The organism is Cupriavidus sp. C2SS-8b (assembly GCF_057073745.1).
This window is the reverse complement of the sequence record NZ_CP172716.1, coordinates 2,448,769-2,471,014: the sequence shown is the minus strand read 5'-3', so window position 1 is coordinate 2,471,014 and position 22,246 is coordinate 2,448,769. Positions and strand designations below refer to the sequence as shown.

Annotated in this window: 23 protein-coding genes; 13 read left to right on the top strand and 10 right to left on the bottom strand. The window is 66.8% G+C overall.

Features of this window, described 5'->3' with window-relative positions:
• Positions 1-39 precede the first annotated feature (39 nt).
• Positions 40-1,038: a Bug family tripartite tricarboxylate transporter substrate binding protein gene (locus ACIGJB_RS11450; protein ID WP_483729933.1), complete on the bottom strand. Its 999-nt coding sequence runs from the start codon at positions 1,036-1,038 to the stop codon at positions 40-42.
• Positions 1,039-1,282: 244 nt separating this feature from the next.
• Between ACIGJB_RS11450 and ACIGJB_RS11445 the strand changes: the two genes are divergently transcribed.
• The 4 genes from ACIGJB_RS11445 to ACIGJB_RS11430 all read left to right on the top strand — a co-directional run bounded on the left by ACIGJB_RS11445 (position 1,283) and on the right by ACIGJB_RS11430 (position 4,511).
• Positions 1,283-2,209 carry a DMT family transporter gene (locus ACIGJB_RS11445; protein WP_483729932.1) on the top strand — a complete coding sequence of 309 codons (927 nt, stop codon included), beginning with the start codon at positions 1,283-1,285 and terminating at the stop codon, positions 2,207-2,209.
• A gap of 39 nt (positions 2,210-2,248) precedes the next feature.
• Positions 2,249-3,037, top strand: a complete 789-nt coding sequence (locus tag ACIGJB_RS11440) for an SDR family oxidoreductase (RefSeq protein WP_483729931.1) — start codon at positions 2,249-2,251, stop codon at positions 3,035-3,037.
• A gap of 63 nt (positions 3,038-3,100) precedes the next feature.
• Positions 3,101-3,493: a methylglyoxal synthase gene (locus tag ACIGJB_RS11435; RefSeq protein WP_483729930.1), complete on the top strand. Its 393-nt coding sequence runs from the start codon at positions 3,101-3,103 to the stop codon at positions 3,491-3,493.
• 40 nt (positions 3,494-3,533) lie between these two features.
• Positions 3,534-4,511 carry a quinone oxidoreductase family protein gene (locus tag ACIGJB_RS11430; protein WP_483729929.1) on the top strand — a complete coding sequence of 326 codons (978 nt, stop codon included), beginning with the start codon at positions 3,534-3,536 and terminating at the stop codon, positions 4,509-4,511.
• 74 nt (positions 4,512-4,585) lie between these two features.
• Here the strand turns inward: ACIGJB_RS11430 and ACIGJB_RS11425 are convergent, their stop codons facing one another.
• The 7 genes from ACIGJB_RS11425 to ACIGJB_RS11395 all read right to left on the bottom strand — a co-directional run bounded on the left by ACIGJB_RS11425 (position 4,586) and on the right by ACIGJB_RS11395 (position 11,610).
• A complete protein-coding gene (locus ACIGJB_RS11425; protein ID WP_483729928.1) occupies positions 4,586-4,879 on the bottom strand; it encodes a YkvA family protein in 294 nt (97 codons plus the stop codon).
• Between the two features lie 185 nt (positions 4,880-5,064).
• Positions 5,065-6,210, bottom strand: coding sequence for a BMP family ABC transporter substrate-binding protein (locus ACIGJB_RS11420; protein WP_483729927.1), 1,146 nt, complete (start codon positions 6,208-6,210; stop codon positions 5,065-5,067).
• 66 nt (positions 6,211-6,276) lie between these two features.
• Complete coding sequence (locus ACIGJB_RS11415) at positions 6,277-7,197, bottom strand: ABC transporter permease (protein ID WP_483729926.1); 921 nt, start codon at positions 7,195-7,197, stop codon at positions 6,277-6,279.
• Positions 7,198-7,214: 17 nt separating this feature from the next.
• Positions 7,215-8,324, bottom strand: coding sequence for an ABC transporter permease (locus tag ACIGJB_RS11410; protein WP_483729925.1), 1,110 nt, complete (start codon positions 8,322-8,324; stop codon positions 7,215-7,217).
• A complete protein-coding gene (locus ACIGJB_RS11405; RefSeq protein ID WP_483729924.1) occupies positions 8,317-9,894 on the bottom strand; it encodes an ABC transporter ATP-binding protein in 1,578 nt (525 codons plus the stop codon). Before ACIGJB_RS11405 ends, ACIGJB_RS11410 begins: the two co-directional genes overlap by 8 nt.
• Before the next feature lie 356 nt (positions 9,895-10,250).
• Positions 10,251-11,180 carry a pirin family protein gene (locus ACIGJB_RS11400; RefSeq protein WP_483729923.1) on the bottom strand — a complete coding sequence of 310 codons (930 nt, stop codon included), beginning with the start codon at positions 11,178-11,180 and terminating at the stop codon, positions 10,251-10,253.
• A gap of 220 nt (positions 11,181-11,400) precedes the next feature.
• Positions 11,401-11,610, bottom strand: a complete 210-nt coding sequence (locus ACIGJB_RS11395; protein WP_483729922.1) for a hypothetical protein — start codon at positions 11,608-11,610, stop codon at positions 11,401-11,403.
• A 273-nt stretch (positions 11,611-11,883) separates the two neighbouring features.
• Between ACIGJB_RS11395 and ACIGJB_RS11390 the strand changes: the two genes are divergently transcribed.
• Genes ACIGJB_RS11390 through ACIGJB_RS11370 form a run of 5 tightly spaced genes read left to right on the top strand, consistent with a single transcriptional unit; the run spans position 11,884 to position 15,804 of the window.
• Positions 11,884-12,600 carry an ABC transporter permease gene (locus tag ACIGJB_RS11390; protein ID WP_483729921.1) on the top strand — a complete coding sequence of 239 codons (717 nt, stop codon included), beginning with the start codon at positions 11,884-11,886 and terminating at the stop codon, positions 12,598-12,600.
• A 29-nt stretch (positions 12,601-12,629) separates the two neighbouring features.
• Entirely contained in the window at positions 12,630-13,589 is a 960-nt protein-coding gene (locus ACIGJB_RS11385) for a glycine betaine ABC transporter substrate-binding protein (protein WP_483729920.1), read from the top strand.
• Between the two features lie 10 nt (positions 13,590-13,599).
• Positions 13,600-14,250, top strand: coding sequence for an ABC transporter permease (locus ACIGJB_RS11380; RefSeq protein WP_483729919.1), 651 nt, complete (start codon positions 13,600-13,602; stop codon positions 14,248-14,250).
• Positions 14,247-15,413, top strand: a complete 1,167-nt coding sequence (locus ACIGJB_RS11375; RefSeq protein WP_483729918.1) for an osmoprotectant ABC transporter ATP-binding protein OsmV — start codon at positions 14,247-14,249, stop codon at positions 15,411-15,413. Before ACIGJB_RS11380 ends, ACIGJB_RS11375 begins: the two co-directional genes overlap by 4 nt.
• Before the next feature lie 31 nt (positions 15,414-15,444).
• Positions 15,445-15,804 carry a hypothetical protein gene (locus ACIGJB_RS11370; protein ID WP_483729917.1) on the top strand — a complete coding sequence of 120 codons (360 nt, stop codon included), beginning with the start codon at positions 15,445-15,447 and terminating at the stop codon, positions 15,802-15,804.
• A 3-nt stretch (positions 15,805-15,807) separates the two neighbouring features.
• On the opposite strand, the gene ACIGJB_RS11365 is transcribed toward ACIGJB_RS11370, so the two are convergent.
• Both ACIGJB_RS11365 and ACIGJB_RS11360 read right to left on the bottom strand, forming a co-directional pair.
• Positions 15,808-17,205 (bottom strand): heavy metal sensor histidine kinase, encoded by a 1,398-nt coding sequence (locus tag ACIGJB_RS11365; protein WP_483729916.1) that lies wholly within the window; start codon positions 17,203-17,205, stop codon positions 15,808-15,810.
• Positions 17,205-17,891 (bottom strand): heavy metal response regulator transcription factor, encoded by a 687-nt coding sequence (locus tag ACIGJB_RS11360; protein WP_483729915.1) that lies wholly within the window; start codon positions 17,889-17,891, stop codon positions 17,205-17,207. The genes ACIGJB_RS11365 and ACIGJB_RS11360 overlap by 1 nt, the downstream gene beginning before the upstream one ends.
• 195 nt (positions 17,892-18,086) lie before the next feature.
• On the opposite strand from ACIGJB_RS11360, the gene ACIGJB_RS11355 reads away from it, so the two are divergent.
• The 4 genes from ACIGJB_RS11355 to copD are packed head-to-tail and all read left to right on the top strand — an operon-like array spanning position 18,087 to position 22,220.
• On the top strand, positions 18,087-19,871 hold the full coding sequence (locus ACIGJB_RS11355) for a copper resistance system multicopper oxidase (protein ID WP_483729914.1): 1,785 nt from the start codon (positions 18,087-18,089) through the stop codon (positions 19,869-19,871).
• 26 nt (positions 19,872-19,897) lie between these two features.
• Positions 19,898-20,866: a copper resistance protein B gene (locus tag ACIGJB_RS11350; protein ID WP_483732317.1), complete on the top strand. Its 969-nt coding sequence runs from the start codon at positions 19,898-19,900 to the stop codon at positions 20,864-20,866.
• A 49-nt stretch (positions 20,867-20,915) separates the two neighbouring features.
• The gene (gene copC / locus ACIGJB_RS11345; RefSeq protein ID WP_483729913.1) at positions 20,916-21,302 is read left to right on the top strand and encodes a copper homeostasis periplasmic binding protein CopC; all 387 of its coding nucleotides are present in this window, start codon (positions 20,916-20,918) and stop codon (positions 21,300-21,302) included.
• 3 nt (positions 21,303-21,305) lie between these two features.
• On the top strand, positions 21,306-22,220 hold the full coding sequence (gene copD / locus ACIGJB_RS11340) for a copper homeostasis membrane protein CopD (protein WP_483729912.1): 915 nt from the start codon (positions 21,306-21,308) through the stop codon (positions 22,218-22,220).
• Positions 22,221-22,246 lie beyond the last annotated feature (26 nt).

Below are 22,246 nucleotides of genomic sequence, written 5' to 3'. Positions count from 1 at the left end.
ATACCGACGAAGGCGGCGCCGGTGCGCCTGCGCCGAGCCTTAATCGACCGTAATCGCCGCGCTCTTCGCCACCTTGCCGAAACGCTCGTATTCCTGCAGCGTCAGCGTCTGCAAGTCCGACGCGCTGGAACCCTTCGGGTTGAAGCCGGCCTGCGTCAGCTTCTCGCGCACGTCCGCGCGCCCCAGCGCCTCGACGAAGGCCGCATTGAGTGCCTGCACCACGGGCGCGGGCAGGTTGGCCGGGCCATAGACGCCGAACCATGGTTCCACGGCATAGCCCGTCAGGCCGGCCTCGGCCAGCGTCGGCACGTCAGGCAGCGACGGCGAACGGCTCTTGCCGGCCACGGCCAGCGCCCGCAGCTTGCCTGACTGGATGTGCGGCAGCGAGGCCGGCAGGTTGTCGAACATCACGCCGATATGGCCGCCGAGCATGTCGTTGATCGCCGGACTGCTGCCTTTATAGGGCACATGCGTCAGTCCCGTATGCGTGGTCTGCGAGAACATCGCGCCGGCCAGGTGCATCGACGTGCCGGTGCCCGCGGTCGCGTAGGTCAGGCCGGGGTGCGCCTTGGCATAGGCGATCAGTTCCGGCACGGTCTTGACGGGCAGCGACGGGCTGACTTCCAGCACGATGGTCGAGGTGCCAAGCAGGCTGATGGCGGTGAAGTCCTTGCGCGGGTCGAACGGCACCTGCTTGTAGATATGCGGATTCAGCGCATTGGTCGAGATCGCGCCGAAGCCGATGGTGTAGCCATCGGGCGCGGCCTTGGCCACGGCGTCCATGCCGATGTTGCCGCCGGCGCCGGGACGGTTCTCGATGACCACGGGCTGGCCCAGCTTCTCCGCAACGCGCTGGCCGACAGTGCGCGCGACGAGATCCGTCGTTCCGCCGGCGGCGTACGGGACGACAAAGCGGATCGGCTTGGCCGGGAACGTATCGGCGGCGGCAGCGGCTAGCGACAGGGTGGCGAGCGTGGCGGCGCCGAGCGCCACGGCGATCAGCGTGGCGCGGCGGCGCAGGGCAGGGCGTTGCGGCATGGTGCGGGAATCTCCTCTACGGGTTGTGTTGTTCTGTGGTTCCGGCACGGCCGGAAGGTCCGTGCGGAAGCGCTCATTGTAGGCAAATGCGGACTGGCAGAGGCATACCGGGCGGTAGGCCGATGCCCATGCTTCTTTTCGAATACAATCGTCCGGTTGTCTTTGCCGACCCAGCCGGCCACGGTTGCGGCGGCAGCCTCTCCGCCTGAATTCCCCCGTGCCAGTTTCACCAAAATCTCTCGCCATGCCCGCCGCGCTGCCGTCGCCGCAGCGTTCGGGGCTGGCCATCGCGGCCATCGGCGCCGTGCTGTTTTCCGCCAAGGCCATCGTGGCCAAACTGATGTACCGCTACAGCGTGGATGCCGTGATGGTCATCACGCTGCGCATGCTGTTCGCCGTGCCGTTGTTCATGGCGATCGGCTGGTGGCAGTCGCGGCGCCTGCCGGCGCTGTCGTGGGCCGACCGTGGCCGCGTGGTGTTCCTCGGCTTCATCGGCTACTACCTGTCGAGCTTCATGGATTTCCTGGGGCTGCAATACATCACCGCAGGACTGGAACGGCTGATCCTTTTCCTGACGCCGTCGTTCGTGCTGCTGGCCACGGCGCTGATATTCCGCCGCCAGATCGCCGCGCAGCAATGGGTGTCGCTGCTGCTGGCCTATCTCGGCATCGTGCTGGTGTTCGCCCATGACCTCGATGTCAGTGGCCCCACGGTGTGGCTGGGCGGGGCGCTGGTGCTGGGGAGTGCCTTGACGTATGGTATCTACCTGATCCTGAGCGGCGAACTGGTGCGGCGCATCGGCTCGCTGCGGCTGGTGGCCTACGCGATGTGCGTGTCCACTGCCTGCTGCGTGCTGCAATATCTGGCGCTGGGCCGGCCTGTGGCCGAACTCGCGCAGCCGGCGCCGGTGATGTGGCTGTCACTCGTCAACGCGGTGTTCTGCACGGTGCTGCCCGTTTCGATGACGATGGTGGCCGTGGCCCGCATCGGCGCGCCGATGGCCTCGCAGGCCGGCATGATCGGCCCGGTATCGACGCTGTTCCTGGCCTTCTGGCTGCTCGACGAACCCGTCAGCGGCGTGCAATTGGCGGGCAGCGCACTGGTGCTGGGCGGGATGTACCTGTTGTCGGCGCGCAAGGCAGGACCGCGCGGCGACGCCAAACCTGACTGAACAAACGACACAAGCCATAAGCGACAAGGAGAACGAGCGATGGATCTGGGACTGCGGGGCAAGCATGCACTGGTGTGCGGCGCGAGCAAGGGACTGGGCTTTGCCTGCGCCGATGCGTTGGCGGCCGAGGGCGTCGATGTGGTGATCGTGGCGCGCGGCGCCGATGCGCTGGAGAAAGCCGCGGCCGACCTGCGCGCGCGCCACGGCCGTCGCGTGGTTGCGGTGGCCACCGACATCACGAAGCCGGAAGGCCGCAAGGCCGCACTCGATGCCGTGGCCAAGCTCGGCGATCTCGACATCCTGGTCAACAACGCGGGCGGCCCGCCGCCGGGCAATTTCCGCGACTGGGATCGCGACGCGTGGCTGGCCGCGCTTGACGCCAACATGCTGACCCCGATCGAACTGATCAAGTCCACGGTCGACGGCATGATCGCGCGCAAGTGGGGCCGCATCATCAACATCACGAGCGGTGCCGTGAAGGCGCCGATCGACATACTGGGCCTCTCCAATGGCGCGCGCTCGGGACTGACCGGCTTTATCGCCGGGCTGGCGCGCGAAGTCGCGCAGCATGGCGTGACGGTTAACAACCTGCTGCCGGGACCGTTCAACACCGATCGCCTGGCCAAGACCATGGAAGGCGCGGCGCAGAAGGCCAACCTCAGCATCGAGGAAATCGCGCAGCGCCGCGCCGCGCAGAACCCGTCGCGCCGCTTCGGCGACCCGGCCGAGTTCGGCGCCACCTGCGCGTTCCTGTGCAGCCGCCAGGCCGCGTACATCACGGCGCAGAACATCCTGCTCGACGGCGGCGCCTACCCCGGCACGTTCTGAACCCGGCGCGGCGCCGCACTGGCCGCACTATTTACCCGCAGTCGCTTACCGCAACAAGGACCCTTGATGACCCGCCCACGTATCGCCCTGATTGCACACGACCACAAGAAAGACGACATCGTTGCCTTTGCCGCGCGGCACCGCGAATTCCTTTCGCAATGCGAACTGCTCGCGACCGGCACCACCGGTGGCCGCCTGATCGATGAAGTCGGGCTGGACGTGACGCGGATGTTGTCCGGGCCGTGGGGCGGTGACTTGCAGATCGGCGCGCAGCTGGCGGAAGGGCGCGTGCGCGCCGTGATCTTCCTGCGCGACCCGATGACGCCGCAACCGCACGAACCCGATATCAACGCACTGGTACGCGCCTGCGACGTGCATAACGTGCCGTGCGCGACCAACGTCGCCACGGCCGATCTGGTGATCGCAGAGCTGTGCCGCATCGAGGCGAAGGCCTGATCCCCAATTCCATACAGCCTGACTGACAGGAGAGATGCAGATGACCAAAGCCATCCGGATCGAACAGACCGGCGGACCGGAAGTGATGCAGTGGGTCGACGTGGAAGTCGGCGATCCCGGCCCCGGTGAAGTCCGTATCCGCCATGAAGCGGTAGGGCTTAACTATATCGACGTCTACTTCCGCACCGGCCTCTACAAGCAGCCGCTGCCCGCCGGGCTGGGCATGGAAGGCGCGGGCGTGGTGGAGGCGGTGGGCGAGGGCGTGACCCACCTGAGCACCGGCGATCGCGTAGCCTACGCGGGCCGTCCGACCGGCGCCTATGCGCAGGTGCGCGTGATGCCGGCCGATATCGTGGTGCGCCTGCCCGAGTCGATTTCCTTCGAGCAGGGCGCGGCGATGATGCTGCAGGGCCTGACCGTGCAGTACCTGATCCGCGACAGCTATCGGGTGCAGGCTGGCGACACCGTGCTGCTGCATGCTGCGGCCGGCGGCGTCGGGCTGATCGCGTGCCAATGGCTGAAGGCGCTCGGCGTCACCGTGATCGGCACGGTCGGCAGCGACGAGAAGGCGGAACTGGCGCGCGCGCATGGCTGCACGCATACCGTCGTCTATACGCGCGAATCGTTCGTGGACAAGGTGAAGGAAGTCACCGGCGGCAAGGGCGTGCCGGCGGTCTATGACTCCATCGGCGCGGACACCTTCCGTGGTTCGCTCGACTGCCTGGCGCCGCGCGGCACGATGGTGAGCTTTGGCAACGCGTCCGGCCCCGTGCCGCCGTTCGATATTTCGGTGCTCGGCAGCAAGGGCTCGCTGAGGCTGACGCGGCCCACGTTGATGACGTATGTGGTGCATCGCGAATTGCTGGAGCCGATGGTGGCGGACTTGTTCGACGTGGTCACCAGCGGTAAGGTGAAGATCGATATCCGCCAGCGTCATGCACTGGCCGATGTGGCGCAGGCGCACCGCGACCTGGAATCGCGCAAGACAACGGGATCGACCATCCTGCTGCCGTACTGAGGCGGTCGTAGTTCCCGATGAAGAAAGCCCTGGACGGCAGGTTGCCGTCCAGGGCTTTCTTTTTCTCGCTGCGCTCAGCGTGTCCGTACTGTGGTGGCGGTCGCGCGCGCCTCGGCCTGCCGCAGGATGTGCGGCGGCAGCCGCTTGAGTATCAAATGCACCGCCAGCGGAATCAGCACCACGTCATCGACGATCCCCAGTCCGGCGATGAAATCTGGAATCAGGTCGATCGGCGAGATCGCATAGAGAAACAACCCGAAGGCCGCGGGCTTGAGCCACCCCGGCGCATCCGGATGCCGCAGCGCATACCAGAACAGCCGGCCGTCGCGGCGCACCAGCGTCCACAGGGCCGAAAAACGCTTCCACATGAGAGGCCTCCTTCACATTGCGCACGCCAGCGAATGACGCGTGCACAGATAGCTTGGGCCGATCGAGGCGGCTTCAAGTTCCGAAGGAGATTGGGCTGAGCAAAGAGAGGAGGGGGGCGCCCCCGCAACGCCGGGGGCCGGCCCGCATGCGGCTGTGGCATGCGGGCAGGGGCTGACGCTAAAGATCAGCCCGGGATCTTGCCTTCCACGCCTTCGACGTAGAACTTCACGCCGTGCAGGAATTTGTCGTCGGCCGTCTGGTCCTTGGCGACCTGTTCCTTGCCGGTGTTGTCCTTGATCGGACCCTTCCAGATCGGCGCGGAACCGTCGACGATGCCCTTCTTGCGCTCGGCGACGAGCGCCTTCACGTCCTCGGGCACGATCGGGTTGAAGTCCTTCAGGTCGATCATGCCTTCCTTCAGGCCCCACCACGTGGTGTCGCTCTTCCAGCGGTTGTTCAGCACGTCGTCCACCACCTTGTTGTAGTAGACGCCCCACTGGATTTCCGACGCGGCCAGGTGCGCCTTTTCGCCGAACTTGCTCATATTGCTGTCCCAGCCGAACGCATACACGCCCTTTTCCTGCGCGGTCTGCACCACGGCGGCGGAGTCGGTGTTCTGCATCAGCATGTCCACGCCCTGGCCGATCAGCGTGGTGGCGGCTTCACGCTCCTTGCCCGGATCGAACCACTTGTTCACCCAGACCACCTTGACGGTCGCGTTCGGGTTGACGCTGCGTGCGCCCAGCGTGAACGAGTCGATATTGCGAATTACCTCGGGGATGGGCACGGAACCGACCACGCCCATCTTGCCCGACTTGCTCATCTTGCCGGCGACCACGCCTGCGAGGTAGGCGCCCTCGTAGGTGCGCACGTCGTACTGGCCCAGATTCTCGGCGGTCTTGAAGCCGGTGGCGTGCTCGAACTTCACGTCCGGGAATTCCTTGGCGACCTTGAGCATCGACTCCATGTAGCCGAAGGTCGTGCCGAAGATCAGCTTGTTGCCCTGGCTAGCCAGGTCGCGGAACACGCGCTCGGCGTCGGCGGCGGATTCGGGCACGTTCTCGACGAAGGTGGTCTTGACCTTGTCGCCGAACTTCTCTTCCACGGCCTTGCGGCCGGCGTCGTGCGCGTACGTCCAGCCCGCGTCGCCCACCGGGCCGATGTAGACGAAGGCGACCTTGAGCGGCTCGGCCGTCTGTGCAGCGGCGGGCGCGGAGGCCGGCGCGGCGGTCTCGGCCGGCTTTTCGGCTTCTTTCTTGCCGCAGCCGGCTAGCGCCAGCAGGGCGGTGGCAGCCAGTGCCGCCAGGGTTTTCCTGCGCGTGACCATCATGATTTCTCCTTGTGATGAATTGTGTTGGCTTTCGAAGGCTCTTGAATGAAGACTTGCGCTGCGGCATCAGGCACTGCCCGGACGGAATGGCTTGCCGAGCGAGGCGGGCATGTTCAGGCGGATCCAGGCCGGGTTGCGCGAGATCAGCGCCAGCACGACGATGGTGGCTGCGTACGGCAGCATTGACAGGAACTGCGACGGCACCGATACGCCGATGCCCTGCAGGTAGAACTGCAGGATCGTCACGCCGCCAAACAGCCACGCGCCGACCAGCACGCGGCCCGGACGCCAGGTGGCGAACGTGGTCAGCGCCAGCGCGATCCAGCCGCGGCCGGCCACCAGGTTCTCGACCCACATCGGCGTGTAAACCAGCGACAGGTAAGCACCGGCCAGGCCGCAGCAGGCGCCGCCGAACAGCAGCGCGCCGAAGCGGATGGTGCGCACCGGATAGCCGAGCGCGTGCGCCGATTCCGGCGATTCGCCGATCGCGCGCAGCGTGAGCCCCGCGCGCGTGCGGAACAGGAACCACATGATCGCGAAGCACAGCAGCAGACTGAAATACACCATCCAGTGTTGCTGGAAGAACGCGGGGCCGATGAACGGAATGTCGGCCAGCCCGGGGATCGACCTGGCCTGCGCGGGCATGGCGTGGCCCACGAAGCTTTGGCCCATGAAGGCCGACAGGCCGGTGCCGAAGATCGACAGCGCAAGCCCGGTAGCGACCTGGTTGGTGGCCAGCACCAGCGCCAGCCACGAGAACAGTGCGGCCATCAGCATGCCTGCGACCGCGCCGGCAAGAAAACCGAGCAGCGGCTGCTGCGTCTGGTAGCCGACCATGAAGCCGGCCACCGCGGCAACCAGCATCATGCCTTCGGCGCCGAGGTTCAGCACGCCGGAGCGTTCGTTGATGAGCAGGCCCAGCGCGGCCAGCAGCAGCGGCGTGCCGGCGTTGATCGCGGTGGCGATGAGAGGAGCGAGTTGATCCATGTTTTTGTTTGCTCCGCTCAGGCTGCCGTGGCGCGCCAGCGCAGGCGGTTTTCGATAAGGGTGTCGCAGGCCAGCAGGAAGAACAGCAGCATGCCCTGGAACACCCAGCCGATCGCCGACGGCAGGCCCAGACGCGACTGCGCCATCTCGCCGCCGATATAGAACAGCGACATCATGATGCCGCCGAACACCGTGCCGACCGGATGCAGGCGGCCAACGAACGCGACGATGATGGCCGTGAAGCCATAGCCCGGCGAGATCGACGGCAGCAGTTGGCCGATCGGGCCCGTGACTTCAAAAGCCCCCGCCAGTCCCGCGGTGGCGCCCGAGATCAGCAACGCGTTCCACAGCGCGCTGCGCGACGAGAAGCCGGCATAGCGCGCCGCAGCCGGCGCGGTGCCGCCTACCTGCAGGCGGTAGCCCGCGAAGCTGCGGAACACGAACACCGTCATCACCGCGACCAGCACCAGCATCACGGCGAAGCCCGCATGCAGGCGCGAGCCGGACATCAGGTTAGGCAGCAGGTATTCGGACGAGAACACCTTCGATTGGGGGAAGTTCATGCCGTTGGGATCCTTCAACGGCCCGTTGACCACCCACAGCATCAGTTGCTGCGCGATGTACGTGAGCATCAGCGAGACCAGGATCTCGTTGGCGTTGAAGCGGTCCTTGAGCAGGGCCGTGATCGACGCCCACGCCATGCCGCCGACCACGCCGGCGAGCGAGGCCAGGATCAGCACCACGGTGCCGTTCAGGGTCTGGCCCGGGACGTCGAAGAACAGAACCGTGGCGCCGGCGAAGATGCCGCCGGCGATGAGCTGGCCATCGGCGCCGATATTCCACACGTTGGCGCGATAGCACACCGACAGGCCGAGCGCGCACAACACCAGCGGCACGGTCTTGAGCAGGACTTCGCCAATGGCGCGCTTGTCGCGCAGCGGATCGGCCAGGAACACCTTGAGCGCGGCCATCGGGTCCTTGCCGAGGGCCAGGAACAGCAGCGCGCCGAACAGCAGCGTGAGCCCCAGCGCGATCACCGGCGAGGCATAGGCCATGCTCCGCGACGGCAGGCCGCGCGGCGCCAGCGTAATGGGGGAGCGGGGCAGCAGCGAGCGGATTTCAGCCATGGCTGGTCACCTCCGCTACCTGGGAGCCATGCGCTTGCGCGGGTCCGCCTTCCCACAGGCCGCTCATCCACAGGCCGACTTGCTCGCGCGTTGCGGTCTCGGTCGGGATGGACGGCGACAGGTGGCCCTTGGCGATGACGTGCAGCCGGTCGCATATAGCGAACAGCTCGTCGAGTTCTTCCGATACCACGAGGATGGCGCAGCCCGTGGCCTTGAGCGCCAGGATCTCGTTGTGGATCTGCGCGGCGGCGCCGACATCGACGCCCCACGTCGGTTGCGCGACGATCAGCACCTTGGGGCCGCTTTCGATCTCGCGGCCGACGATGAACTTCTGCAGGTTGCCGCCGGACAGGCTGCGGGCCAGCGCGTCGGGCCCGCTCGCCTTCACGCGGAAGCGGCTGATGATCGACGTAGCGAGGCTGGTCGCGGCCTTTGGCGAGATCATGCCGTTGCGCACGTAAGGAGGCGTCTGGTGCGACAGCAGCGTATTCGTGGCCAGACTCATGCCGGGCACGGCGCCGCGCCCGAGGCGCTCTTCCGGCACGAAGGCCAGCCCCGCGCGCCGGCGCTGGCGCGCATCGAGCCGACCGGCTGGCTTGCCAGCCAGCTGCACGGACGCGGTGTCCGCGCGCGTATCTTCACCGGACAGCGCGGCCAGCAGTTCCTGCTGTCCGTTGCCCGATACGCCGGCAATGCCGACGATCTCGCCGGCATGCACATCGAGCGAGATCCGCTGCAGCTCGGTGGCGAACGCGTGCGCGCGCGGCAGCGACAGTTGCTGCACGCTCAGTCGCACATCGCCGCGCTGCGCGGCCACGCGTGCTTCGCGCGGCGGCTCGCCGCCGATCATCAGACGCGACAGCGACGCCGCGCTTTCCTGGCGCGGATCGCACACGCCCGTGACCTTGCCCATGCGCATCACGGTGGCGTGGTGGCAGAGCGCGCGGATCTCGTCGAGCTTGTGGCTGATGTAGAGGATGCTGGTGCCCTCGGCCGCGAGCTGGCGCAGCGTGACGAACAGCGTTTCCACGGCCTGCGGCGTCAGCACCGAAGTCGGCTCGTCCAGGATCAGCAGCTGCGGGTTGGCCAGCAGCGCGCGCACGATTTCGACGCGCTGCCGCTCGCCAACCGACAGCGTATGGACATGGCGGTTCGGTTCCAGCGGCAGCCCGTAGCGCTCGGCGGTGGCGCGGATGCGCTCGGCAAGCTGCTTCATGCTGCTGCCCGCGCCGTGCTGGCCGCCGGGCAGGCCCAGCGCGATGTTCTCGGTGACGGTCAGGGTGTCGAACAGCGAGAAGTGCTGGAACACCATGGCAATGCCCAGGTTGCGGGCATCGTGCGGGCTGTTGATCGTGACCGGGGCGCCGTTGAAGCGGATCTCGCCGGCATCCGGGCGGACCGCGCCGAAGATGATCTTCATCAGGGTGGATTTGCCGGCGCCGTTCTCGCCAAGGACGGCGTGGATTTCGCCGGGGGCGACGCTGAGGCTGATGTCATCGTTCGCGATGACGCCGGGATAGCGCTTGCTGATATGGGCTAGCGCCAGCCTGGGTGGGTTTTGTGATGTCACTGAGGCGGCTCGGGTTGTTGTGGCAGCAACGTGGAAGGCAGTCAGTCAGCGGCAGTGCGTGGCGCAGGATCGCCGCGACGCAATGCAGCATTCATCATGATTTCGTGATGCATGATATTGGGTACGAATTATATAAGTGCGCGGCACCGGGGCGGCCGGTTTCGGGCGGTTGTCCAAGCGCCGCAACGGTTGGCGGGTGGTTGCAAGGCGCGTGCCGGGAGCGGGAAAGAAAAACCGCCGCGCTCCGGAGGAGGGCGGCGGCTTAGGCTTGCCTGCAAAGCGGAAATGCTGCCGGTTTGCTCCCCTCTCCCACAAGTGGGAGAGGGGAGACAGCCGTCGCGTTGGTTAGGCCAGGATCAACCCCCCGAAGCCGCCGCGGTCGTCGCAAAATGCCCATCGCGGAAATCCGCCAGCGTCTGGTAGATCTGCTCCTGCGTGTTCATCACGAACGGGCCGTATTGTGCGATCGGCTCGCCCAGCGGCTGGCCGGCGATCAGCAGGAAGTGCGCATCGGACTCCGCGTTGACGATGACGCCGTCGGCGTTGGCCGCGTTGTCCAGCACGCCCATGCGCTGCGACTCGAGCACCGCCTTGTCGCTGCCTTCACCGATCGACACCTCGCCGCGGTACACGTAGAGGAAGGCGTTGTGCCCCGCCGGCAGCGCCTGCCGAAACTGCTGGCCGGCGGGCAGGTGCACGTCAAGGTAGAGCGGCTGCGTCACCGGCCGAGTCACCGCGCCAGCCACGCCATGCGAGGCGCCGGCCAGCACGCGCACCGTGCCGCCGTTGTCCAGCGCCACCGTCGGAATGGCGTCGGCGGGCATGTCGCGATACCACGGCGCCGTCATCTTGTCGGCCGCCGGCAGGTTCAGCCAGAGCTGGAAGCCTTCCATGCGGCCGTCTTCCTGCTCGGGCATTTCCGAGTGCACCACGCCGGCGCCGGCCACCATCCACTGGGCGCCGCCGTTCTGCAGCAGGCCTTCGTTGCCGGCGCTGTCGCGGTGGCGCATGCGGCCGGCCAGCATATAGGTGATGGTCTCGAAGCCGCGGTGCGGGTGATCGGGGAAGCCGCCGATGTAGTCATCCTTGCTGTCGGTGCCGAAGGCGTCGAGCATCAGGAACGGGTCCAGCCGGCGCTGCAGATTCTGCGTCAGCACGCGCGTCAGCTTGACGCCGGCGCCGTCCGAGGTGGCAATGCCGCGCACGACGCGATCGACGGCGCGCGAGCGCTGCACGGATTCCTGTGCGGTGGCCGGAACGGTGGGGATAGTGGTGCGGGTTTCCATGATTCTTTCTCCAGTTGGCGGGCCGGCGGGCGGGGTTGCTGTTGCCGTCATCCGGGCCGCGTCGTGTTCAGCTACACCAACAATGTAGAGGTTTGACCGCGAAAGAGTAGAGGGCGCATAGGCAACAGATTGTTCTGTCTGGGTGCTGAATCCGGGTGGATTCGAGCCGTTGGCATTAACGATCGCACCCGCGTTTTCGCGAAATACTTAAGGCCCTCGGTCAGTCTTGCGAAATGCCTGAAAAGCCGCTGCAAAAGGCTGCAAGACAGGCCGAAATGACAAGATCGATGAAGATGGGTATAATAGCGCTCTCTTTGTCATCCGTTGCTGTGGATTGACTCGTCTGGCGCCCCCGCCAGGCCTTGTCTGGCAACGGCCAATGCATTCGGCGGCGCGTCGACTTCTTCACTTTTTGCGCTGCCTTGGCCACCTGGCTTCTGGTCCTGCTTCGGGTCCATAACCACCCCCGGTGCGCCGCTTCAGGAACCCGCTGGCCCACGGCCTGCGGCATCCCGTCAATAGGACTTCGCGCCCATGGTGCGGAAGCCCAAAAGCCCGTCCGCTGGCAATCGTGCCGGTCATGGCGGCAATGCAATCTGAACCGGGACGGCGGCGCCCCACTTTCACGACCGCCTTGCCCATTTTGTTTTCCGCGTGCGGAAAGTGGTGCTTTGTCCGCTTTCAATTCGCGGTTAGGGGAACTATGTCAAAGCAATCCATGCGGGTGTTCGCCTGGGGATGCCTGACCGTGCTGGCGCTGGGCGGAGTCGTTGCCTGGATCGGCCCGGACGTCATCCGCCAGCATCAGGATCGCCTGCTTTACGACGTGGCCGACCACCTGCGGCTGGTCGCGTTTTCGATGGCGCTCGCGCTGGCCACCGGCATTCCGGCCGGCATCGCACTGAGCCGTCCGTGCATGCGCCGATGGGCGGACCGGCTGATGCAGGTCTTCAACGTCGGCAACACGGTGCCGTCGCTCGCGGTGCTTGCGCTGGCGCTGGCCGTGCTGGGCATCGGCGAGCGGCCCGCCATCCTGGCGCTGTGGCTCGCGTCGCTGCTGCCGATCGTGCGCAACACCTATGAAGGCCTGCGTACGGTTTCGCCGACGCTGCTCGAAGCGGCGCGCGGCATCGGCATGACGCCGTGCCAGCGGCTGCTGCGTGTGGAACTGCCGAATGCGCTGCCGGTGATGCTGGCCGGCATCCGCATTGCCTTGGTCATCAACGTCGGCACGGTGCCGCTGTCGTTCCTGATCGGCGCCAACAGCCTCGGCGATCTGATCTTCCCGGGCATCTACCTGAACAACCAGTCGCTGCTGCTGCTGGGCGCCGCCGCCACCGCGCTGCTGGCGCTGGCGCTCGACGCGCTCTTTGCCGGCGCCGGCAACCTGTACCTGCGCCGGCGCGGCCTGGCGCGATGAACGGCGGCCGAAAGGAGAAACAAGAACCGATGGAACCGAAACGAGACCGCGAACGCCGCGCTTTCTGGGCCTTCATGGTGGTGGGCGCCGTGCTCGCCGCCGTGCTGCTGGGCTCCGCGCCGGCCCGCGCGCAGGCGTCCGCCGCCGCGCCGGCGACCGATGCTGCGCCGGTGCGCGTGGGCGGCAAGAATTTCACCGAGCAACTGATCCTGTCCTCGATGACGTCGCAGTACCTGCGCGCCAAGGGCATCGGCACCGAACTGACCGCGGGCCTGGGCAGCACGCTGATGCGCCAGGCGCTGGAGAGCGGCCAGCTCGACGTGGTGTGGGACTACACCGGCACTGCGCTGATCGTCTTCAACAAGGTCGAGGAAAAGCTCGATGCCAAAGAGAGCTATGCCCGCGTGAAGGAGCTCGACGCGGCGCGTGGCCTGGTGTGGCTGGAGCCGTCGGGCATCAACAACACCTATGCGCTGGCCATGCCGAAGGCGCGTGCGCAGGCGGCTGGCGTCACCACGCTGTCGGCCTATGCCGAGAGGATGCGCAAGGACGGCGAGGACGCGCAACATCCGTTCGCGGTCGACATGGAATTCGCCGCGCGCCCGGACGGCCTGGAACCGCTCAAGGCTCAGTACAAGCTGCCGTTCACGCGTCGCGACGTGATCCAGCTCGACCCGGGCCTGGTCTACACGGCGCTCAAAAATAATCAGGTCGACCTCGGCCTGGTGTACACGACCGACGGCCGCGTGAAGGGCTTCGATCTCGTGCTGCTCGAAGACGACCTGCATTTCTTCCCGGACTACAGCGCGGTGCCCGTGGTGCGCCAGGCGGCGCTCGACAAGCACCCCGAACTCGCCACGCTGCTCAACGCGCTGGCGGCGAAGCTCGACAACGCGTCGATGACCGACATGAACTACCAGGTGGACATCGGCCAGCAGCCGGTGGACAAGGTGGCGGCAGAGTTCCTGCGCAGCCATGGCCTGATCTGAGGAGGCGCGCATGGACTTGCTGACCTACCTTCAACATAGCTGGCCGACGCTGCTGAAGCTCACCGCCGAACACCTGGCGCTGGTGGGCACGGCCGTGGGCATGGCGATCCTGATCGGCGTGCCGCTGGGCATCGCCATCACGCGTTTCCGCTGGCTGGCCACGCCGCTGCTGACGCTGGCCACCATCGTGCTGACGCTGCCGTCGATCGCGCTGTTCGGCCTGATGATCCCGATCTTCGCGCGCTTCGGGCACGCGCTCGGCTACGTGCCCGCCGTGACCGCGGTGTTCCTGTATTCGCTGCTGCCGATCATGCGGAACACCTATACCGCGCTGGCCAATATCGACCCGGGCATCCAGGAGGCCGGGCGCGGCATCGGCATGACGACGTGGCAGCGCATGCGCCGCGTCGATCTGCCGCTGGCCGTGCCGGTGATCCTGGGCGGCGTGCGCACGGCCGTGGTGATGAATATCGGCGTAGCCACCATTGCGGCCATCATCGGCGCGGGTGGCCTTGGGGTGCTGATCCTGCAGGCGATCAGCCAGAGCAATATGAGCAAGCTGGCCGTGGGCGCGGTCCTGGTCAGCGTGCTCGCCATCGTGGCGGATGCCTTCCTGCAATGGCTGCAGAAGGTGCTGACGCCAAAAGGAATCCGACTATGATCGAACTCGACCGACTGACCAAGGCCTTCCCGCAAAAAGACGGCACCGAAGTGCGGGCCGTGGATGCTGTCTCGCTGACGGTGCCGCGCGGGGAAATCTGCGTGTTCCTGGGACCGTCCGGCTGCGGCAAGACCACCACGCTGAAGATGATCAACCGGCTGATCGAGCCGACCTCGGGCACCGTGCGCATCGATGGCGAGGACACCGTCGGCATCGACGGCGTGGCGCTGCGCCGCAAGATCGGCTACGTGATCCAGCAGATCGGCCTGTTCCCGAACATGACGATCGAAGAAAACATCATGGTGGTGCCGCGCATGCTCGGCTGGGACAAGCGCCGCTGCCACGAGCGCGCGCGCGAGCTGATGTCGATGGTGCAGCTGGACCCGAACCGCATGCTGTCGCGCTATCCACGCGAGCTGTCGGGCGGGCAGCAGCAGCGCATCGGCGTGATCCGCGCGCTCGCGGCCGACGCGCCGGTGCTGCTGATGGACGAGCCCTTCGGCGCGGTCGACCCGATCAACCGCGAAAGCATCCAGAACGAATTCCTGCAGATGCAGCGCCAGCTCGGCAAGACCGTGATCATGGTCTCGCACGATATCGACGAGGCCATCAAGCTGGCCAGTAAGGTGGCGGTGTTCCGGCGCGGCAAGCTGGTGCAGTTCGACCATCCGGACGCGCTGCTGGCGCACCCGGCCGACGAGTTCGTGCAGGCCTTTGTCGGCCACGACAACACGCTCAAGCGCCTGCTGCTCGTGAGCGCCGGCGATGCGGCCACCATGCCGCCGACGTGCCGCCCGGACATGGCGCTGTCCGAAGCGTTCGGCGTGATGGACGACGCCGACGTGCGCCACCTGCCGGTGGTCGACGATGCGCAGCGCGCGCTGGGCTACGTCACACGCCGCGATGCGCGCGCGGGCAATGGCCGCTGCAGCGACGCGATGCGTGCGTTCCCCGCCACGGCGACGTCCGACGAGCACCTGCGCATCCTGCTGTCGCGCATGTACCAGCACAACACGAGCTGGCTGCCGGTGGTCGATGCCGATGGCGCCTACCTTGGCGAAGTGACGCAGGATTCGATCGCGGGCTACCTCAGTTCGGGCCGTTCGCGCGGCAGCGCGCCGGTCATCCAGTTGCCGACGGAACCGCTGCGCGCCGCGGCGTGAGGACAGCCGCGGTTCGCGCTATGCTGGCGCCATGGTCCGTTACTGCCGCTCCCCGCTCTGCCTGATGATCGAAACCCGCTGGCTGGTGCCGCGCGGGTTTGACGGCTTTACGCCGGGGCCGCTGATCCTGTTGCGGCCCGGCGCCAGCCACGCGCTGATCGAGCATGAGAAGGTGCATGTGCGCCAGTTCTGGCGCAGCTGGGGTTTGATGGGCGTGCTCTATCTGCTCAGCCGGCGCTGGCGGCTGCGCTACGAGGTCGAGGCCTATCGCGAGCAATTGCGGCACAGCCCGCCAGGCGCGGCGCGTGCGCTAGCTCGCGTGCTGGCCACCAAGTATCGGCTCAAGATCACGGAGCACGACGCGTACCGGCTGCTGACCGCGAGCGAATGAAGCTCAGGCTGCCACCGTAGCGGGCGCAGCCTGCCGCCGGAAGCTGAGCGTAAAGCGCGTCTTGCCACCCGCGGACTGCACGGCGATGGTGCCTCCGTGCGCGGCCATGATCGCGCGCGTGATCGACAACCCCAATCCCACACTATCCGAATCCGGACGAACACGTGATTTGTCGCCCCGCGAGAAGCGGTCGAAGATCACGGGCAGCAAGTCCGGGTGGATTTCCTGGCCTTCGTTCTCCACGGCAATCGTCACGCCATTGGCATCGTCGTCGATTTCCACCGCGATGCCGCCGCCCGGCGGCGTATAGCGGAGTGCGTTCGACAGCAGGTTGCTGAGCGCGCGGCGCAGCATCAGCCGGTCGCCAATGAAGCGCCCCTCGCCGCGCGACGCCAGTCGCACGTGCTTGTCTTCGGCCAGCGCGTCGTAGAACTCGAACAAGGCATGCACTTCCACTGCCGCGTCGATCGGCTCGGCGCAGGGCAGGGTGAGGCCGTGTTCCATCTGGGCCAGGTAGAGCATGTCGGACACCATGCGCGTCAGGCGCTGGAGTTCTTCCGCATTCGACGCCAGCACATCGCGGTACTTCTCGGCCGCGCGCGGTTGCGAGAGCACGACGTGGGTCTGCGTCATCAGGTTGGTCAGCGGCGTGCGCAGTTCATGCGCTAGGTCGGACGAGAATTCGGAGAGCCGTTCGAAGTCGCGCTGCAAGCGCTCCAGCATGGCGTTCAGCGTGCCCGCAAGGTCCGCCATTTCCACGGGCACCGCTTCCACGGGCATGCGCGCGTCGAGCTTGTGCGCGGTCACGGTGCGTGCGCGCGTGGCCATGGTGTGCAGCGGCGCCAGACCGCGCCGTGCCGCCCACCAGCCGAGCAGGCCGCTGGCCAGCGCGGCCAGCGCGATGTAGAAGACCAGTGAGCGACGGAACGCGCGCATGAAGTGCGCGTGGATTTCGGTGTCCATGCCGACCACAATGGTCAGCGGCGCCGGCAATCCGCCCGCGGCCGGCACGGTGGTGCGCAGGCCGCGGTAGTGCTTGCCATCCTGTTCCCAGACAAAGTTGTCGCGCCCGGCCGGCAGTACCGAGGCGGTGCCGAGGGCCGTCTGGAAATCGAAGCCATGGCTGGTGTACAAGGTCTGGCCATCGGCCGCAGTGACGTGGGCGATGAACCCGGGGTGGTGCTCCAGCGCCACGGCCAGCCGTTCGGGCACTGATGCGGAGGCATTTTCCGTGGCGATCCGCTCGATCAGCCGGATGTTGTCGCCCAGGCTAGCAAAGTCCTCTTCCGCGAAATGCCGGTCCATGGCCGTCGCGATCAGGATGCCGAGCCCCACCAGCACGCCGGCCGACGACAGGCAGAACAGCGCGGTCAGGCGCGTCGTCAGCGAGAAGCGCCGCATCACGCCATGTCCTCGGGGTCTTCGAGCACGTAGCCCATGCCGCGCACGGTCTGGATCAGCTTGGTGCCGAAATCGTCGTCGATCTTGGCGCGCAGGCGGCGGATGGCCACGTCGATGACATTGCTGTCGCTGTCGAAATTCATGTCCCACACCTGCGACGCGATCAGCGAGCGCGGCAGCACCTCGCCGCGCCGGCGCACCAGCAGTTCGAGCAGCGAGAACTCCTTGCTGGTCAGCACGATGCGGCGCCCGCCGCGCGATGCGCGCCGGCGCGCCAGGTCCAGCACCAGGTCGCCGACCTGCACGCGGTCCACGCTGACCTGCGCGCTGCCACGGCGCAGCAGCGTGCGCACGCGCGCCAGCAGCTCGGCAAAGGCAAACGGCTTGACCAGGTAGTCGTCCGCACCGAGCTCCAGCCCCTTGACGCGGTCGGCCACGCTGTCGCGCGCAGTCAGGAACAGCACCGGCACGTGGTTATCGGCCGCGCGCAGTGTCTGCAGGATGCGCCAGCCATCCACGTCGGGCAGCATCACGTCGAGGATGATGAGGTCGTAGGCTTCGCTCATGGCCAGGTGGTGGCCATCCAGCCCGTTGGCGGCCAGATCCACCACGAAACCCGCCTCGGTCAGGCCTTGCCGGAGGTATTCACCGGTCTTGGTCTCGTCTTCCACTACCAGCAGTTTCATCAGCGTTTCCTTGTTGCCCGCCGCGCACCGCACGCCGCTGGCGAACGGCGACTGTAGCCGAGGGCAATGAACATCAAGATGACGCCAAGATTACCGGATTGTAATTTCGGGGTCATGTGCACGTTCGCTGGCCTTGCGTATGCTTTGCCTGCCGCTGACAAGTGCGGCTATCGACTCTCCAAGGACTGATTTTCCATGCGACGCGATCCCTCCACTGGCCTGTTGTTGCCCAACCTGTCCCGCAGACGCTTTGTGCAGGGGCTCGCGGCCGGCGGCGTGGTGGCGGGTCTGCCCGTCTGGCCGGGGACGGCGTCCGCACAGCCGGCCGCGACGGCCTTCGGCACGGCGCCGGTGCTGCGCGGCACCGAGTTCGATCTCGTCGTGGGCGAATCGGTGGTCAACTTCACCGGCAAGCCTGCCGTGGCCACCACCATCAATGGCATGCTGCCCGGCCCGACGCTGCGCTGGCGCGAGGGCGAGACGGTCACCATCCGCGTGACCAACCGCCTGCGCGAAGCGACCTCAATCCACTGGCACGGCATCATCCTGCCGTACCAGATGGATGGCGTGCCCGGCATCAGCTTCGACGGCATCGCTCCGGGCGAAACCTTCACCTACCGCTTCAAGGTCGCGCAAAGCGGCAGCTACTGGTACCACTCGCATTCGGGCTTCCAGGAAATGATCGGGCTGTATGGCGGCATCATCGTCGACCCGGCCGGCGAAGACCTGGTGCATGCCGACCGCGATTACACGGTGCTGCTGTCGGACTGGACCGACGAGGACCCGATGCGCGTGCTATCGAAGCTGAAGGTCCAGAGCGACTACTACAACTACAACCAGCCAACGGTGGTCGATTTTTTCCGCGACATGTCGAACGATGGCCTCAAGGCCGCACTCGACAAGCGCCGCATGTGGAACCAGATGCGCATGAGCCCGACCGACCTCGCGGATCTGTCCGGCGCCACGCTGACCTACCTTACGAATGGCCTGACGCCGGCCGGCAATTGGACTGCGCAGTTCCGGCCTGGGGAGAAGGTGAGGCTGCGGTTGATCAACGGGGCGGGCAATACCTTCTTCGACGTGCGCATCCCGGGCCTGAAGCTGAAGGTGGTGCAGGTCGACGGTATCAACATCGAACCGGTGACGGTCGACGAATTCCGCTTCGGGCCCGGCGAAACCTGCGACGTCGTGGTCGAGCCGCGCGACGATGCCTACACCATCTTCGCCCAGTCGATGGACCGCACCGGCTATGCCAGGGGCACGCTGAGCGTGCGCGACGGCATGCAGGCACCGGTGCCCGCGCCGGACAAGGCCGAGTGGCTGACCATGGGCGACATGATGGGCGACATGGGTGGCATGCATGGCGGCGCCGACCATGCCGGCATGCAGCATGGCATGGACCACAGCCAGCACGCGATGCACGGCGCCGCTGCTGGCAATCCGCTCAAGGTCCCCGGCAAGACCGTGCGCCACGCGCGCACCGAGTACGGTGCTGGCACCGATATGCGCGTGGACACGCCGCGCACGAACCTCGACGACCCCGGCATCGGCCTGCGCAATAACGGACGGCGCGTGCTGACGCTGGCCGATATGCACACGCTGGGCGGCCCGCCGGACCCGCGCGGGCCCGGGCGCGAGATCGAACTCCACCTGACCGGCAACATGGAGCGCTACACGTGGTCGTTCGATGGCGTCGAGTTCGGCAAATCGACACCGGTGCATTTCCGCCATGGCGAGCGGCTGCGCGTCATCCTCCACAACGACACCATGATGACCCACCCGATGCACATGCACGGCATGTGGAGCGACCTGGAGGCGCCGGACGGCACGTTCCAGGCGCGCCGACACACGATCCCGGTGCAGCCGGCGCAGCGCATCAGCTTCCTGGTCACGGCGGACGCGCTTGGCCGCTGGGCATGGCATTGCCACCTGATGCTGCATATGGATGCGGGCATGTTCCGCGAAGTGGTGGTGTCGTGATGGACCGGTTCACACGCAAGACCGCCATGAGCGCGCACGCCAGGAACATGCTTGCCGCGATCCTCGCGGCCGCGGGGATCGCATCGGCGTGGGCACAGGACCCGCATGCCGGACATGCGCAACATCCTGCCGCGCCCGCCGTGGAAGACGATGGCATGGAAGGCATGCAGGGCATGGAAGAAGGCCCCGCGTCCGCGGCGCCGATGCCTCAGGCCGCGCCTGCGATGGACCATGGCGACATGAAGATGCAGGGCGGAAGCGCGCCGCCCGACGCGCGCGACCCGCATGCATACTCGGGCGGCTATCAGCTTGGCACGGGCCAGTACGCGCTGGGCAACACACGCCACCTTCACATGGCCGACGAGCACACCTTTGGCTCGGTACTCGTCGACAGGCTGGAGTGGGCGCATGCCAATGGTGCCAACGCCGCAAACTGGGAAGCGCAGGCGTGGTTCGGCGGCACGTATAACCGGCTTGTCATCAAGACAGAAGGCGAAGCCGCGGGTGGCAAGGTGCACGATGCGCGCACCGAACTGCTGTGGGGCCACGCCATCGCACCGTACTGGGACACGCAGCTTGGCTGGCGCAATGACGTGGGCAGCGGACGTCCGGCGCGCAACTGGATGGCGTTCGGCGTGCAGGGCCTGGCACCGTACTGGTTCGAAGTCGATGCCACGGCCTACGTCGGCGACAGCGGGCGCACCGCGCTGCGCCTGGCGGCCGAGTACGAACTGCTGATCACGCAACGCCTCATCCTGCAGCCGCGCATCGAAGCCAGCCTGTACGGCAGGAACGATCCGGAAACCGGCACCGGCAGCGGCCTGTCGAACGGTACAGTGGGGCTGCGCCTGCGCTATGAGATCAACCGCCAGTTCGCCCCCTATATCGGCGTCGAGCGGTACCAGGCCTTCGGCAATACGTCGGACATGGTCCGGACCGCCGGCGGCCGCAGCGGCGAGACCCGCTTCGTGGCTGGCGTGCGGGCCTGGTTCTGAGGCATGCTTGCGCAAGCCAGCCATCAAACCATCACACGAAGGTGCCCCCATGTTCGACATCCGTAGCCTTGCAAAGTCCTTGCTGGCCGTATCGGCGCTGCTCGCCGCCGGCCAGGCTTTCGCGCATCCGCAACTGCTCGCGACCACGCCGGCCGACAATGCCGAGATCGCGGCGCCCGCGCGGATCGAACTGCGGTTCTCGGAGAACCTGGTCACGCGCGTTTCCGGCGCCAAGCTGGTCATGACGGGGATGCCCGGCATGGCGGACCATGGGCCCATGAGCGTGGCCACGCGCGTATCGGCCGGCGAGGATCCGAAGACGATGGTGATCACGCCTGCGAGCCAGCTTGTGCCAGGTACCTATCGCCTGGACTGGCGCGCCGTGGCGGCCGACACGCATCCGGTCAGCGGCAAGCTTACGTTCACCGTGAAATAGCCGATGGATGCTGACTGGGCCAACATCGTCCTGCGTTTTGTGCTGTATGCCGATCTGGCGCTGTTGTTCGGCGTGCCGCTTGCGTCGATGTGGCTGCTGCGTGGGGATGCGCTGCGTGCCACCTGCGGTGGCTGCATCACGGCATCCCTCGCGGTGGCCGGCATCGTGCTTTCCGGCGTGGGCCTGCTGGTGACAGCCAGGATCATGATGGGCGCGGAGTCCTACCTTGCCATCCACGCCGGGACGCTGCGCATGATCGTGACCGAGACCGGCCTGGGCATGGCGTGGCAGGTCCGGATGCTGGCGCTGCTCGTCTGCGTGCTGGCAAGCATGGCGCCGTGTCATTGGCGGGCAACACGCATCCTTCTGCCAGTGGCCGCGGCGATCGCCCTGGCCACGCTCGCCTGGGGCGGGCATGGGGTGATGAGCGAAGGCCTGCGGAGCGCCATCCATCTGCCCACCGATATCGCGCATCTGCTGGCCGCCGGCGCCTGGGTGGGCGCACTGGCGGTGTTTGTGTCGATGTCGTCGCCGAAGCGCACCGCCACGGCAGGCAGCGTGGCCGAACTGAGCCGCGCGGCAAGTGGATTTGCCCACGTCGGTGCCGGCATCGTCGCCTTGCTGGCGGTGACCGGCGTCGCCAACTACATCCTGATCGCCGGGCCGGAGCTGTCCGTCTTGCTGTCCACGCGCTATGGCGGGCTCTTGCTGGCCAAGCTCGCGCTGTTCTGCGCCATGATCGGGCTGGCGGCCGTCAATCGCTACCGCCTGGCGCCGCGGCTGGCGCACGCCGTGCATCGGCGCGACGATGGCGCCGCCGTGCTTGCGCTGCGCCGCAGCCTGCGATGCGAGTCGGCGTGTGCCATGGTCGTGCTGTGGCTCGTGGCGTGGCTTGGCACGCTGTCTCCCGGGCACTGATTTCGCGGTCCCGCTCCCTGAACCTC